Raw genomic sequence first — 14,240 nt, 5'->3', positions numbered from 1 at the left:
ATGACGCATAGTTTCATGTTTGGAGGGGTTATGCCAACAATTCGCTTCGCAAATGTTCTTCTCGAAGAGAATCCTCGAGCGCTTGAATGCCCAGGGTTATACGTGCATGCTACCGGGCGATTCCAACCGCTCGATGTTGCCGACAATAACCCAGCACATTCGGTGTGGAGTTTTGCCGCACATTCGAGCTTTAACTTCATGACCTATTTCAACGCGCTTTCTGTAGGAAAGCTCCGCGAATATGCTTCGGCACAAAAGTTCACTCTCACGGTTACGCATAAGGGTGGCCAAGCTCATCTCCAGCCGATCATCGCGTCTGTGTACTCACACACTCCTCAGCCTCAGGGCGAGCCTGTCCTTCTTCCCGCATCTCAAGATTGGCACAGTGTTGAAGTTGAGCTTCCGTGCAACACTGACACTGTCTTGGCCTCTTTCGTTCTCACCACTGAGGATGAGCCTGTTGAACTGACTCATTCTTACTACTCAGTCAGCGTGGAGCAGCAACTGCGCGATGTTAATCTCGTGCTTTCGACAACGACTTTTAAGAAGGAAAGCTATGTTCGCGACAACATTGCCAAGGTAAAAGCGCAGCTGTGCCAGCCCGGTGATGAGCTTGCTGATCACTTCCATATGTATGTGATCGATAATGGCCGAACTTTGCCCGTTCATGAGCTTTCTGATGAGCATGTCACCATCCGTCCTAATAAGAATGTTGGCGGTGCTGGTGGTTTTGCACGCGGCATGATCGAAGCGATGGAGCAGGAAAAACCTGCAACACACATTATTTTGATGGACGACGATGTGTCTATCGCTCCGGAATCCATTCGACGTACCTATAATTTGCTGCGAATCGTCAACGACGAGTACAAGGAGGCTCTCGTTTCCGGCTCGATGCTCAACTTCATCGTCCCTAACCTCAGCATGGAGGATACTGGCTGGGTTACTCCGCAAGGGCCGTTTGCTCCACTCAAACCGCAATTGGACGCGAACAACCTGGACGATCTGATCTACAATGAGACTTTCGAAGCTCCGAAGGACATTCAGCGTCGTCAACGCTACGCAGGCTGGTGGTATTGCTGCATCCCGATCAGCGTCATTAAGCGCGTAGGCCTTCCATTGCCATTCTTCATTCGCAGTGATGACACAGAATACGGCACGAGAACGATGGTTCCTCTGATGAGCATGAACGGCATTGGAATCTGGCACATGCCATTCTATATTCGCTACTCTGCTGCAGTGGAACGCTACCAGACTATCCGCAATACTCTGACTGCACAGTTCACCACTGGCTTTGCGCCTGATTCTGACTTCATTTATCAAGTACACAATTTTGTGCGACTGGAACTCAAGAAGTTCGGCTACACGAACGCGCGCCTCGTGTTAGACGCCTTTGAAGACTTCTTGAAAGGCCCAGAATTCTACTCAGCAAAGGGCATGGCCGAGAAGACGTTCCTCGCAGCGAATAAGAACCAGGAAAAGCTTGTTGACTATGCTCAGTTGCAGAAGCAAACGGCAGCATTAGGCCTCGATTTTGATCCTTCTCACTACACTCATCAGCTGGTTGATTCCGACAGTCCGCGCAGCTATGTACAGCGCATCGCCGATTACGTGACAGACAATGGTCAGCGATTCCTGCATTCTCAGGGCGAAGGCTATGTGGTCATTCCTACTGATGGATGGTCATACCCTGCTGGTGTGATTCGCGGCAAAAAGTACATCATCGTGGTGGATTGGTATTCACAAAAGGGTGCTGTACGGCAAAAAGACATTCAGCAGTTCAAAGAAATCCAGGCACGCTACCGTCGCGATATGAAGTATTTCAAGGCTCACGAGAAGCAGTTGCGTGCTCGCTACGAGGCTTCCCGTTCTCGCGTTACGTCGCTGGAGTTCTGGAAGAACTATTTGGATATGAAGTAACCAAGATTGTCAGCCCGACTGACACGTGCTGAGAAGAATAATGAGGGGCGTTCCTCCTTGCAGGAACGCCCCTTACTTTGTGATACGCACGGCTATACGCAAGAGTAAACTGCCGCTAGTCCATATACGTGCTTACTTATCTTTTGCTTCCTGGTCCGCTTGAGAGAAGATCCTCTCCCACATGTTCCTACTTGCAAAACCGAAAGAGAGATAACGATGACGCAAAGAACCCCAGTTCTTGATAATCTGGCGGGTTAAACGGAAACCTTCCCACACGCCTTTGCGCATCACAAAGTCATCGCGACGATTCAGAGAAATGCCATTACCATCAGAAGACGCAACCAGAGCAGAGGTGACAGGCTCGAGAGTTTGCCAATTAGCCTCTTGAGCAGGAAGCGAAAGTTGCGGCGCTTGTTCAGGTGTAGCACGACGAGGAGTGAGCAATGCGCGAACTGTCGCCTTCATACCCTGACGAGCAGCTTCGCTTTCGCTTAAGTATAAAGCATTCTTGTCATAAAAGCTCTGCGTAGGAAGAGGAAGGCGAGCTTGCTCCTCATCGTCCAGAAGGTGAGCATCGTCAAACTGAGAGCGATATTTATTCACATCTGCGATGGCATGAGGATAGTGGGAAACAATGGTTTCAGGCCCAGAGAGGATCTCTTTCATCGCGAGATTATCCATAGAAATGCCAGAGTAGAGGAAACGCAAACCTAACGATGCTTCATGGGTGAGCATGACCTTCGTCAAAGACTTCAACGGACGCTCATACGTCAACAGAGCGAAGAGAATGCGATTGCGTTCCTCAAAGTACTCCTGCCAGCTGCGAGACGAATCCTTGCTATGCCAGGCTTGATGCCACAATGCAACTCCAGGCAAACTGATCGTGGGGAAACCATTGGCACGAGCACGATAACCATACTCCACATCATCATATTTGATGAAAACAGGCATGGCATAGCCAATTTTCTTCATCACCTCAACAGGAATAAGGCACATCCACCAGCCGTTATATTCGCTATCCACACGACGATGAAGCTCAGGAGAATCAGCAAGGCTCGAGAGAGCAAAATCATGATTCTTCACATACTGCTCATGCAGAAGAGTTCGCGCATTCATCCTCTCTGCTTGTGTATAGAGCATCGAGCGATTATCCAAATGCAGCATCCCCGCACCAACCAGCGATGGCTTATGCGTATAGTCGGCAAACTGAACAGCGCGCAGAAGCGCTTCTGGCTCGTTAATAGCATCATCATCAAGAAGAACAACACTGGAGGAGGTTCCTGCCTTCTCCGTTTCGTACATTCCTCGGGAAAAACCACCCGAGCCACCCAGGTTAGCTTGGCGAATATAAGTCAGCTGATCACCTAACTCACGCTTAACGCGGTCAAAGCCTGTGAGCGCACTCAGAGGATGAGTGCCTTGATCGATGCAGTAGACAGTATCCAAACGCTCACGGAGAAGAGGATCATGAGCAATGCTGTTCAACTGGCGAAGAGCGAAAGCTTCCCGGTTAAAAGTAGTAATTGCGATGGAGAAACGGGAGAGATCACCCACATGGCGTTTTAGTTTTGCATCAACTTGCCACGAAGCTTCATGAAGCTCAAAATCATCCACATCCGTCTCAACATCAAACCAGATGAAACCGCCGTCAATAGTGCCAGTCAGAGGAATAGTAATAGTGAGAATCTCAGAGTCTTTCTTATGAGAAGAAAACTTGAGAGTGCCAACGGGAGTGCTCAGCCCCAGAGAATCCGATTTGAAAAACCGCACCGTTGCGTTGCCTCGAGCCCACATTGAGCAACGAACAGCGCGCACACCAGTCCAATACTGCCAATAAGAGGCAGGGAAAGCGTTGAAATACGTGCAGAAAGTGATGTGTGAAAAAGAGTAAATGGTGGCGGCATAGCGAGAACGAACGCGCATTCTCCCAGAGGCGAGAGCCTCAGCAGTAGCCTGCGCAGAGTGAACAGGCTTGTGGCGAATAACTTGCTGGAAATCAAAAGCTTCAGGAGAGATATGCGAGGGATGCCACACTTGAGCGTAAAGAGGGAAAGTAAGCTCCTTATCGCTCGTAGGAAAAACAATGCGGTGGACACTTTCCCACATCGTCACTGGTTCGGGCTTCGCAATATTAGTCATAGTTTCATTGTAGAGAAAACAGCCACTTTGTGCGGCATAAGCTTGAGAGTGCTGTGTATTTTTCCTCGAATCAGGATGCAAGTGAGTAGCCAGTGAGCATGCAACAGTAAACTGTAGGACGTGAATACATTGGTTGCTCAGTTACGAAAGCGCTACGCATACGCTTGGACGGTGCTGAAAGGTTTGGTGAAAACCGACTTTAAGCTCCGCTACCAGGGCTCTTTCCTCGGTGTGGCATGGTCAGTGGTGAAGCCGCTGCTCATGTTCTGCGTGATGTACCTCGTCTTCGCGCGCTTCTTGCGCATGTCCGACGGAACTCCGACATACCCTGTGGTGCTGTTGCTGGGAATCAGCTCGTGGCAGTTCGTCACTGATACCACCAATGTGGGCTTGCGTGCACTCGTCGACCGTGGTGACTTGTTGCGCAAAATCCACTTCCCTAACTACATCGTCGTTGTGTCTGCCTCGATGGGCGCTCTGATCAGCTATGGAATTAACCTGCTGGTGGTATTGCTCTTCGCTGTGGTCAACCGTGTTCAATTCACTTGGCGTGTGGTGTTGTTGCCGCTGAATTTTGTGGAATTGTATTGCATCACCATCGGCTGGACGCTCATTATGGCCACGATGTATGTGTACTTCCGCGATATTGCCCATATTTGGGATGTGTTCTCTCAGCTGCTTTTCTACGCAACACCGATAATTTACCCGTTGAGCTATGTGTTCCAGCGTGGTGGCATTTATGCGCGTTTAGGAAGTTTGGAATTGCTCAATCCTTGGGCTCAAACTATTCAGGATATTCGTCACAACTTTATTGCACAGACGCAGCCTACTATTTGGACGCAGTTTAGCAACTGGGGAATTCGCTTGATCCCTCTGATTATCACTGCTTTTATTCTGTGGTTGGGTATTTTTGTGTTCCGTAAGTATGAGAAGCATTTCGCCGAGGTGATGTGATGAGTGAGGAAAAGATGAAGAATTCCATGAGCTCCACTTCTGCATCTGCATCTGCTCAAGAGGACAGCGTGAGCGTGGAGAGCGGCGAATATAGGAGTAATGGTGAGCGTTTCCCTGGTATGGATGCTCCTGTTGTTCTCGATGTTCACGACGTGTATAAGGACTTCAAGCTGCCAACCGAGCAGGCTACGGGCTTAAAGCAGGCTGTGATTAACTGGACGAAGGGAATTCGTGGTTACCGCTGGCAGCATGTTCTGCGCGGTATCAGTTTCCAGGTGCATCAGGGTGAATTCTTCGGCATTGTGGGCCGCAATGGTGGCGGTAAGTCCACCTTGCTCAAGATCATTTCGCAGATTTACTACCCTAATAAAGGTTCTGTTTCTGTGTCGGGTAAACTCGTGCCGTTCATCGAATTGGGCGTGGGCTTCAACCCCGAGCTGACTGGCCGCGAGAACGTTTACCTCAATTGCGCACTGTTGGGCTTCGACCATGAGCAAACGGATGCGATGTATGACGACATCGTCGAGTTTGCTGAATTGGGCGACTTCATGGACCAGAAGTTGAAGAACTATTCGTCCGGTATGCAGGTGCGCCTCGCTTTCTCTGTTGCTATCAAAGCGCAGGGTGACATTTTGGTGCTGGATGAGGTTCTCGCCGTGGGTGATGAAGCTTTTCAGCGTAAGTGTGATGACTTCTTCACTCAAATTCGTAAAGACCCTACGAAGACGGTCATTCTTGTCACTCATGATATGGGGGCCGTCAAGCGTTATTGCACTCGTGCCATGATGATCGAAGATGGCAAGATCGTTGCTTACGGTGATAAAGAGACGGTTGCTGACCGTTACACGCTGTCGAACCTTGAAGCGGAGCGCAAGAAGGGCGAGAAGCAAGCGCGTAAAGCTGCTCAAGCTTTGGCACAGAAGGATGAGCAAGGTAAAGCTGTGCCGGTATTTCCTAATGGTTTGAATGCCCGCGTCCCGATTTTGCGTACGTACCCTATCGGTTCGCCGTTGATTGATGGCACTCAGCCCTTCCGTTTTGGTGTGGAATACCAGTTTGATGAGCCAGGCGACTTCTACATCGCTATCGCTCTGCATGATATGTCGCGTGGTGGCATCACCTATGACTCTGGTTCAAAGACGTTCAGGATTACCAAGAAGGGGCATCATCGCCTAGAATTTGAGCTGCCAGTTGACCAGTTCAACGACGGTGAATTCTCCCTCTTCACTTCTTTGCGAGTGCCGAACGCTTCTGACCCTGGAGCAACCGATTTGGTAGCAGTAGCTATTGACGCCAATAGTTGCAGCTTCGTGGTGCGAAACCCACGTAATAGGCAGTATGCTCTTCTCTCCGATAGGGCACTCCAGTTTGTTCCTGTTACTTCTGGAGAAGAAGATGGGCTTCAAGCGCAGGATGTCATCGTTAACAAGCCTGCTGAGTGGAAGAACCCACAGTCGCAGCAGCGTGTTGATGAAGCACAGCGCCAGAATGCGTTGGGTTCGCTCAAGCAGATTACCTATGATGCACAATAAGCGTATGAGCTTAGCTCATTTACTCCAGCAGATGAATCAAACCCAGTAAATTTGGCTGTTACCTCGACTGTTATCTCAGTGAGGAGAGAGTCCTCTCGACTCCCTCCTCCACCGAGATTGCAGGGGACCATCCCAATTCCCTCAACAATGAATCATCTAATGCTGTGGCACGCTGAAGGCTCGTCTGTTCATCCCAATCAGGAGTTGGATCACCATGGGTGAAAGCCACTGCCGCAGTACGCGCGATCAGAGCAGAGAACTGCGCAACGGTAGTCAAATTGTTGGAATTAGTGACGTTATAGGCAACACCTGCCTTACCTACAGTCAATAAACTCAGAATTGCTGAAACGCAATCACTCACATAAATCATCGTTCGATGATCCAAGCCTGCACTTCTCAATTCGATTGCCTGGCCAGCTGACGCACGCTTAAAGAAATCAGCTGAAATACGATTATCTGAGGCTAAAAAGCCGGGGCCGAACACATGAGAGAGGCGAGCAATCACCACAGGAATGCCATATTCACTGATAGCACTAATTCCCAAGGTCTCACTTGCCCTTTTCGCCTGCGGATAGCAAGAGCGAGGAGAGAGCACATCCAATTCTCCCAGCTCATTCTCCTTCATGAGATGCCAGCCATGGGTGTAACCGTAGACTTCTCCGGAAGAGATATACACAAAACGAGAAACCTCATGACGACGAGCAAGAGTGAGAAGGTTGATCAAACCCTGAATATTACTTTGCATCGTCTCTACTGGGGAGCGAGAAAAGAGCGCAGGATTAGCAGGGCTTGCTGCATGAATAACGTGAGTCAGAGGGTTCTGCTGCATACTCGCTGTGAGCTCACTGACAGCAACTGCATCAGAAACATCGAGGGAAACAATCTCAACGTCAGACAAATCAGCAAAAAGCTCGCGCATATGTTCCGTGTGACGAGCAGCGGCAACAATGCTCACACCTAAGTGCAAGTGTTGGTTCAATTCATGCAGTGTGGAGACGATCAGTGAGCCAATCAATCCACTTGCTCCTGCGACGAGAATATGAGCACCACGAAGGAGCTTGGGTTGTACGGTTGCGCGGGCGGCAAGTGCTGCATCTGAAATAGTCATAAAAACTCGATTGTGTGCTTCGTCTCGTTTACTCTTGGGAATTAGTGGAAGATTGTTTGAGCCAAGGGCTTCGTTGTGCGTGAAGCAAGGCTCGGAAAATGTCAATATCCTCGAGGGTAGTGAGCTTAATATTCTTCTCACTTCCGCGGCTCAGATGCATCGTTTTGCCGCAGAGTACCACCATTTCGCACGGTGCTTTCGGTTGGATTCCTCGCTGGTCCACTTCAGCTTGCATTTGTTGGAGGTCAGAAAGGATGAAGCCCTGAGGTGTTTGAGTTCTCTTTGCAGTAGAGCGTTCAATAACACGAGCGGATGTTGAACCATCTTCTGATTCGAGAAGTACCTCAGCGGTAGGGATGACAGGAACTGAGTTGCCATATTGGGTGGCGACTCTCACGCTATCCTCAATAACAAACTGGGGAAGGTTAGGACGAGCTGCGTCATGCACCAGAACGAGCGTATCGGGTGGGAATTTCTGGGCGGCAAGGCGGGTACCGTTTTCAATGCTCTCATGGTTTGTTGCTCCGCCTTCACAAATGCCAACAAGCTTCGTGATGCCAAATTGGTTGGCATAGGCTTGAACAACGGTCTCCCAGCCGGCGATGCATACGACGATAATTGCATCAACGAGAGGGCTCTTTTGCAGAGATTCCATAGTGTAGGCAATAGCAGGTTTGTCTTCAATGGGGAGGAATTGCTTGGGAAGGTCTTGACCCATGCGGTTTCCTCTACCGCCTGCGGTGATGATAGCAACAGTACGCATGTGAGCTCCTTAATCTAAGGATTGAGCAGAATCAATCAAACGGGTGAGTGATTCTCGTGTTTCTTGGCTCTCAGTAATAGAAGCAAAATGACGGTGATTTTGCATTTCAAACATGTCACGCGGTAAGGAAAGCCAATCACCATATGTGCGTTCGAGGAAGGTTTTTGTCACATCCAGAGAAGGCGCGGACAAAGTAAAGTCCCTAAATTTAATTGGGTGAATATCCACCCAATCCTTCTTAGGGTAAGGATGCGCAGGATGTGGTTCAGGAATATTTTCAATTCCTCGAACAAAACCAGAAGCCTTCTGCTCGGAATCAACAAAAGTCACGGATTGACCAAGCTTCTTCTGCGCTGCTGCGAGGAATTCGCGCAAACGCTGAGCCAGAGGAGAATCATCATCGGGGATGAGATGATCATCATAGTTGCTCGAGGTTGCCCAAGAGGTAGAAGCAAAGGTGTCCCACAGTTTCTCTTGGAAATCTAAACGGGCTTGAACGGCTTTGTCCCCTGAAGTTTGAGGGTTGGAGGAGACCCAGTATACCGGGAAAATATCGACGAATGCCGGGCAGTTCGGGTCAGAAGTCATGAAGCGAATCTGTCGGCATGCAGCAATCCAATCCCACATCACGCGAATGCGGAACTGCGGCTCCTGCTCGGTGATAATCTTCTTTAATTTGAGAAGCTGATCCGAGGGCATGTATACGTCGATGTCGTCGTCCCAGGGGACAAAATTGCCATGACGAACAGCTCCGAGGAGAGTTCCGCCGTTAGCCCAGTACAGAAGGTTGTTGCGCTTGCAAATATCGGCGAAATGGTGGAGGAGTGCGGCTCCAGCATCTTGCATGAGCATGAGATTATCACCATGAGGAGTGAGAGAGTGGAAGAAGCGAATTTTAGCGGCTTCTTCGCTCTCGCCTTCGTGGCGGTAGAGCTGCCAGAACAAGTATTGGAAGCGCTCAAGGCGGTAATTTGCTTCGCCATCCTGCCAGATAACGCGATTGCGGATGTCATCTTGCGATTCGTGGAGGCCTGCAATCTGGTTGCTGATTTCATCGAGACGGTGCAGAAGCTTCTGTTGGTTTGCTTCGCTGACCTCTTCATGGCGATGGAAAGATCGAGAAGAAACGGGAAGTAGTTTTTTCATTTGTGATAGGAACCCCATGCTGCCTCGTTGCTCCTCGCCATACCTGTGCCGGTCAAACTTACTCTTTTCACATTGTAATTGCTGGGAGGGGAATAGAGAAAAAGTGCGTGCTGTTTTGTGGATTACTGGCAAGGAATGGATGAATTCTGAGTGGCAGTCAACATAACCGCTCTGCGCTTTCAGCCACATACACAAAAAGCTGGTAACAAGGGCAACTTGTTACCAGCTTTTCTTATATGTGAAGCGGCGAAGAGAAACGCAGCCTGATAATCTCAAGAAATTTACTTGAGCAGAGGCTTGACCTGTTTCTCCCAAGCAATGAGAGCAGAGTTAATGGTTTGGTGCATGTCGAAGTAAGCGTAACCACCCAGACGGCCGCCAAACACGACGTTTGGCTCGGCGTCCTCCATGGCCTTGTACTGGGCGAAACGCTCGCGGTCCTCAGCGGTGTTGATTGGGTAGTAAGGCTCGTCGTCCTTGCTGGCGAAGCGCGAGTACTCGTCCCACACAATCGTGCGCTTCTGCTCGGCCACTTCGGTGCGCTCCGGGTTGAAGTTCTTGAACTCGATGGAGCGGGTGAACGGAACATCGGCGTCCACGTAGTTCATCACTGGGGTGCCCAAGTGGTTGACCTCGTCGTAGCGGTGCTCCTTGAAGTCGACGGTGCGCCAGTGCAGGTCGCCCAGCTGCGAGCCGAAGTAGCGGTCGATTGGACCGGTGTAGACGATCGGCACGGAGCCGCGCAAGTTGGCCTTGGAAAGTTCCTGAGAAGCATCGAAGAAGTCGGTGGAGAGCGTCACTTCGATGTTCGGATTATCAATCATGCGTTCGAACCAGCGAGTGTAACCGTCGGTTGGCAGGCCCTCGTAAGTGTCGCGGAAGTAGCGATTGTTGTACGTGAAACGCACTGGCAGGCGGCGGATGATGCTGGCTGGGAGCTTCTCAGGGTCAGTCTGCCACTGCTTGGCGGTGTAGTTCTTGATGAAAGCTTCGTAGAGAGGCTTGCCGATCAGCTTGATGCCCTGGTCGTTGAGGTTTTGAGGCTCAACATTGGCGTACTCGCCGGCCTGCTCGTTAATAAGCGCTTCAGCTTGTGCTGGGGTGTAAGCCGCGTGGAAGAACTGGTTGATGGTGCCCAGGTTGATTGGCATGGGGTAGACTTCGCCGTCGTGGGTCGCATAGACGCGATGGACGTAGTTGGTAAAGCTAGTGAAGCGGTTCACATAGTCCCACACTCGCTGGTTGGAAGTGTGGAAGAGGTGAGCACCGTACTTGTGTACCTCGATGCCTGTCTCCTTATCAAAGTAGGAGTACGCATTACCGCCGATATGCTCACGAACGTCGATGATGTGAACATGGTAGCCATTCTCAGCAGCTTGCTGGGCGACAGTCAGGCCAAACAGGCCGGCGCCGACGATGATCAGGTCGGTATGCTCTTCGGTAGCCATAGTTTTCCTTTCGCTGGCATGAGCCGGGCTGGTAATCTTGAGAATTTCTTGAGATTATCAGTACGCACAAGGCCGCGTGAAGCGTTACCAGTTGCGTGCTCATGTTCTCTCGCTTCCTTAGTGAGTGTAGCGCGTACGAGGGTATGAGGAACGCTCGGCGCTTGAGATTTCGGCATTTCCCACACTTTAGCCACGTAATGGCAACAATTATGCGCTAGCGTTAAAAGAAGACCCGGGTTGCCAGTGTGCTTTGGCAGCGAGCGATAAGAGGCTACAGTGTGCTGTGGTATTGCGCACGCAACTATCCGGTGCGAGCCAAAGATGGAGAGGCTACAGGGAAAGGAGGAGCGTGATGGACATGGATAATGGCGATTTTAACGACATGAATAATGACATGAACAACGACTTCATGAATGACATGAACAATAATGGCATTCCTGACGAGGTGGAGTTTGATGACATGCAGCCTGCTCCCACTTCGGTTCCTTTCCCGCGTAACGATGAGGGGATTTTAGGCCCAAACGAGGTTGGCAGCCCTGGTCGAGGTAATGGCCGCGGAGGCGGCGGTGGTGCTGGTAAAGCCGGGGGTGCTGGGAATGCAGACGGCTCAGGCAAGAAGCGGCCACCCGAGTGGGTCAAAGTGCTCATCTTCGTGATCGTGGTCGTGCTCATGTTTGGCTCAATCGCAGGCACCTTCTTCTACTTGAGCAGGCGTATTGACAACTTCAGTCTGGGCGACTCTTTCCACGACCTCTCCGATACGTTAAGCGGTAAGAATGCCCCTCAAGACCCTGCTAATCTTGAGCAAAACAAAAAAGACATCGAGAAGCTGCAAGAGTATTACGACCAAGAAAACGACAACGACAAGAATTCTGACAACAGTTCGGAGGCAGGCGTGGACCAGCAAGGTTTAGTAGGAGCGAGCCCACAAGAACGAGCAGTTGCGAGGAAGTTGATGAGAATCTATTCAACATGTTCTCTTCTCAAAAAGATAGCTGCAGATAATTCTGGTGATGAGCAAGTCACGCTCAATCAAACAGGCACTGCCCTCACCTTGGTCTCGGGGCCGGACTCGTCGATGAAAGTTTTCGAATGTGTGGTCGGCAGGCTTAACGTCCCCGATGCAAGTGTCAACCAAATGCGCGCACGCAAGGAGACGAGCGAAACGCAGAAGCTCGAATGGGACAAGTACGCCGCCGAATGGAGCTACCAGAAGGATGTAGGATTAACACTCTTCGTTTACCCCGGTTCCAGCGCGAGCAGCAGCTCCTCGGACCCGGTGCTGAAGTAAAGCGGCCGGTTGCCGGCGTGTGGATGTGCGGTGCTCGGGTATGCGGCCGGTGATAGGTGTGCGGTTGGGTGGCTAGTGCGTGTGGCTAGTGCGTGCGGCTAGTGCGTGCGGCTAGTGCGTGCGGCGACTTGGGAGTGCGAGTCGTTTGGCGTGCGATTTCCATGACGCGCGAAAGGTGTGGCGTTGACGAAGTCGTGAGTGCTGATACAATAAAGATTGCTCTCATGCGGCGATATGACGCAAAACTCCCCCAGGGCAGGAATGCAGCAAGGGTATGCGGCCTCTATCGGGTGCGTGAGAGTTTTTCTTTTTCTGCACGAGTACGTCATCTCATTTTCAGTTTGACCCAGTAAAGTACCTCACTATAGCGGCCGGTAACACCACAATGGTCAACAAAGCTGAGCTGGCCGTGATGGTTGCTTGGCAAACAGCAGGGGCGCATGTCGATAGTCCGATACTGTGGTACAACAAGGCTCTGTGACAGCGTGCGACGAAGGTAGGGGAGAAATGGCTGAGAATACTCATCAATCCGAGGGTCTACAGCAATCTGAGACTATCGCCGCGCAGCAAGCCGGCGCCGAACCCTCTTCCTCTGACTCTTTGAACTGGGGACAAGGCCTCGACGCTTCTTCCGCCCATGATGACGGCATAGCAGGCGCTTGTCAGGGTGCTGCAGCTGGTGGCGCGCAACAAGCTCCTCGCGAAAGCTTCGCCGAAATGATCGGCCTTGTAGGTACCTCTGAAGCAACTAACGAAGTGGTTCATGAAGCAGAGAATACAGGCACTGATCGCACTTCAAGTAAATCTAGCCGATCTAGCAAAGCCCGTGCCTCGCGCACTTCCAGCACATCCAGCAAATCTCGCTCTTCTCGTTCCTCGCGTGCAGGGCACGCGGCCGCGCCGATGAGCGAAAGCCTCAACGACCCGCTGCTCAGCTCGCCTCGCTGGTCAGCACGAATCCTGTGCCTGCTACTGGGTGTGGGCTTTCTCGTGGCGGCAGGCGCAGTTTGGCTCGCCTTCGTGCGCACCATTACAGGCCAGCAATACGACGAAATCGTGTGGTCTTCCTTCTCTCGCTTCATCCCGCAAGCTTTGCGCCAGGTCACCCTCTTCTTCGTGAGCAACTATGTGACTATTGCTTTCGTCGTGCTCATCTGCCTGGCTTCTTTTATTACCGCGCTGGTGCGCAAGCGTTGGGAGTTGTTCGCCCAACTCGTGGTGTTCGGGCTGGTGTGTTTGGTTGGTGGCTGGGGGTTGAAGCGCGTGCTGCCTCGCCCGCACTTAGCCCGTCAGATGGCAGCTCCGGCGAACTCTTCACCGTCAGGGCATTCGGTGGCGGCAATGGCTGCTGCCCTGATGCTCGTCATGGCGGTGGGCTTGGCGTGGCGTTGGGTGGCAAGCCTGATTGGCTGGGCTTTCGCTCTTCTCGTGGGCTGCTCGGTGGTGTATGGCAAGTGGCACAGGCCTTCTGACGTTCTGGTCGCTTTCCTGTTCGTCACGGGCATTGCTTTGCTTACGCTCTCGGTGACGCGTAACTCGGGGATGGATCGCCTCGGCGCTCGCCGTTCGTCGCCGACGCTTCAGGTTGTTGACACGGTTTTGTTGGTGTTGGGCTTGCTGGCCAGTTGCTACGGCTTGTACTTGCTGTGGCAGGTTCGCTCAGGATTACCACTGGCGGAAGGTTGGCGTGCAGGCTCTCCCGACTTCTGGGTACTTACTCCTGCCGCGGCTTCCAGTGCGCTGCTGATCGGTGGCGTTGCGGCGGTGTGTGTGGCGACGGTCACGATTATGCGGCAAGTGACGGCGTCCCCGCTCTCCGCTGTGGGTTTGGTGGGTGCACCGCCGAAACCGCAGAAGAGGAGTCAGATCACTTTCTAATCAGTGTGCTGGTAATCTTGAGCGATGTTTTGCACATTTTGCGCGGAAAGCTTGCACAATGGGG

Annotated in this window: 10 protein-coding genes and 1 other RNA gene; 6 read left to right on the top strand and 5 right to left on the bottom strand. The window is 51.6% G+C overall.

Translation table 11 applies throughout. The features are described from left to right. The first annotated feature begins 30 nt into the window (after window positions 1–30). Window positions 31–1,917, top strand: a complete 1,887-nt coding sequence (locus AEAE_RS05980; protein ID WP_094690246.1) for a glycosyltransferase — start codon at window positions 31–33, stop codon at window positions 1,915–1,917. Between the two features lie 132 nt (window positions 1,918–2,049). On the opposite strand, the gene AEAE_RS05975 is transcribed toward AEAE_RS05980, so the two are convergent. Next, window positions 2,050–4,056 carry a glycosyltransferase gene (locus tag AEAE_RS05975; protein WP_094690245.1) on the bottom strand — a complete coding sequence of 669 codons (2,007 nt, stop codon included), beginning with the start codon at window positions 4,054–4,056 and terminating at the stop codon, window positions 2,050–2,052. 120 nt (window positions 4,057–4,176) lie between these two features. On the opposite strand from AEAE_RS05975, the gene AEAE_RS05970 reads away from it, so the two are divergent. Beyond that, a complete protein-coding gene (locus AEAE_RS05970; protein WP_094690244.1) occupies window positions 4,177–5,010 on the top strand; it encodes an ABC transporter permease in 834 nt (277 codons plus the stop codon). A 119-nt stretch (window positions 5,011–5,129) separates the two neighbouring features. After that, a complete protein-coding gene (locus tag AEAE_RS05965) occupies window positions 5,130–6,542 on the top strand; it encodes an ABC transporter ATP-binding protein (RefSeq protein ID WP_244569668.1) in 1,413 nt (470 codons plus the stop codon). Window positions 6,543–6,612: 70 nt separating this feature from the next. Here AEAE_RS05965 and AEAE_RS05960 read toward each other — a convergent pair whose 3' ends face one another. From AEAE_RS05960 to glf, 4 genes are all read right to left on the bottom strand, one after another. After that, a complete protein-coding gene (locus AEAE_RS05960) occupies window positions 6,613–7,650 on the bottom strand; it encodes an NAD-dependent epimerase/dehydratase family protein (protein ID WP_094690243.1) in 1,038 nt (345 codons plus the stop codon). A 28-nt stretch (window positions 7,651–7,678) separates the two neighbouring features. After that, a complete protein-coding gene (locus tag AEAE_RS05955) occupies window positions 7,679–8,413 on the bottom strand; it encodes an IspD/TarI family cytidylyltransferase (RefSeq protein WP_094690242.1) in 735 nt (244 codons plus the stop codon). A gap of 9 nt (window positions 8,414–8,422) precedes the next feature. Next, window positions 8,423–9,577 (bottom strand): LicD family protein, encoded by a 1,155-nt coding sequence (locus tag AEAE_RS05950; protein WP_211277540.1) that lies wholly within the window; start codon window positions 9,575–9,577, stop codon window positions 8,423–8,425. Window positions 9,578–9,840: 263 nt separating this feature from the next. Next, window positions 9,841–11,007, bottom strand: coding sequence for a UDP-galactopyranose mutase (gene glf / locus AEAE_RS05945; RefSeq protein ID WP_094690240.1), 1,167 nt, complete (start codon window positions 11,005–11,007; stop codon window positions 9,841–9,843). 352 nt (window positions 11,008–11,359) lie between these two features. On the opposite strand from glf, the gene AEAE_RS05940 reads away from it, so the two are divergent. From AEAE_RS05940 to AEAE_RS05930, 3 genes are all read left to right on the top strand, one after another. Next, window positions 11,360–12,298 carry a hypothetical protein gene (locus tag AEAE_RS05940; RefSeq protein ID WP_094690239.1) on the top strand — a complete coding sequence of 313 codons (939 nt, stop codon included), beginning with the start codon at window positions 11,360–11,362 and terminating at the stop codon, window positions 12,296–12,298. A gap of 214 nt (window positions 12,299–12,512) precedes the next feature. Next, window positions 12,513–12,607: signal recognition particle sRNA small type (gene ffs / locus AEAE_RS05935), an RNA gene on the top strand. Window positions 12,608–12,805: 198 nt separating this feature from the next. Beyond that, window positions 12,806–14,176: a phosphatase PAP2 family protein gene (locus AEAE_RS05930; RefSeq protein WP_094690238.1), complete on the top strand. Its 1,371-nt coding sequence runs from the start codon at window positions 12,806–12,808 to the stop codon at window positions 14,174–14,176. The last annotated feature ends 64 nt before the right edge of the window (window positions 14,177–14,240 follow it).

It is taken from the genome of Aeriscardovia aeriphila, assembly GCF_002259595.1.
In the GTDB taxonomy this organism is placed as follows: Bacteria; Actinomycetota; Actinomycetes; order Actinomycetales; family Bifidobacteriaceae; genus Aeriscardovia; species Aeriscardovia aeriphila.
This window is presented reverse-complemented; position numbering and strand designations above follow the sequence as displayed.

What these genes read in the sequence shown, in the direction of transcription:
- AEAE_RS05980 (WP_094690246.1), top strand. Translation starts at nt 31, where the DNA reads ATGCCAACAATTCGCTTCGCAAATGTTCTTCTCGAAGAGAATCCTCGA.
- AEAE_RS05975 (WP_094690245.1), bottom strand. Translation starts at nt 4,056, where the DNA reads ATGACTAATATTGCGAAGCCCGAACCAGTGACGATGTGGGAAAGTGTC.
- AEAE_RS05965 (WP_244569668.1), top strand. Translation starts at nt 5,130, where the DNA reads ATGGATGCTCCTGTTGTTCTCGATGTTCACGACGTGTATAAGGACTTC.
- AEAE_RS05960 (WP_094690243.1), bottom strand. Translation starts at nt 7,650, where the DNA reads ATGACTATTTCAGATGCAGCACTTGCCGCCCGCGCAACCGTACAACCC.
- AEAE_RS05955 (WP_094690242.1), bottom strand. Translation starts at nt 8,413, where the DNA reads ATGCGTACTGTTGCTATCATCACCGCAGGCGGTAGAGGAAACCGCATG.
- AEAE_RS05950 (WP_211277540.1), bottom strand. Translation starts at nt 9,577, where the DNA reads ATGGGGTTCCTATCACAAATGAAAAAACTACTTCCCGTTTCTTCTCGA.
- glf (WP_094690240.1), bottom strand. Translation starts at nt 11,007, where the DNA reads ATGGCTACCGAAGAGCATACCGACCTGATCATCGTCGGCGCCGGCCTG.
- AEAE_RS05940 (WP_094690239.1), top strand. Translation starts at nt 11,360, where the DNA reads ATGGACATGGATAATGGCGATTTTAACGACATGAATAATGACATGAAC.
- AEAE_RS05930 (WP_094690238.1), top strand. Translation starts at nt 12,806, where the DNA reads ATGGCTGAGAATACTCATCAATCCGAGGGTCTACAGCAATCTGAGACT.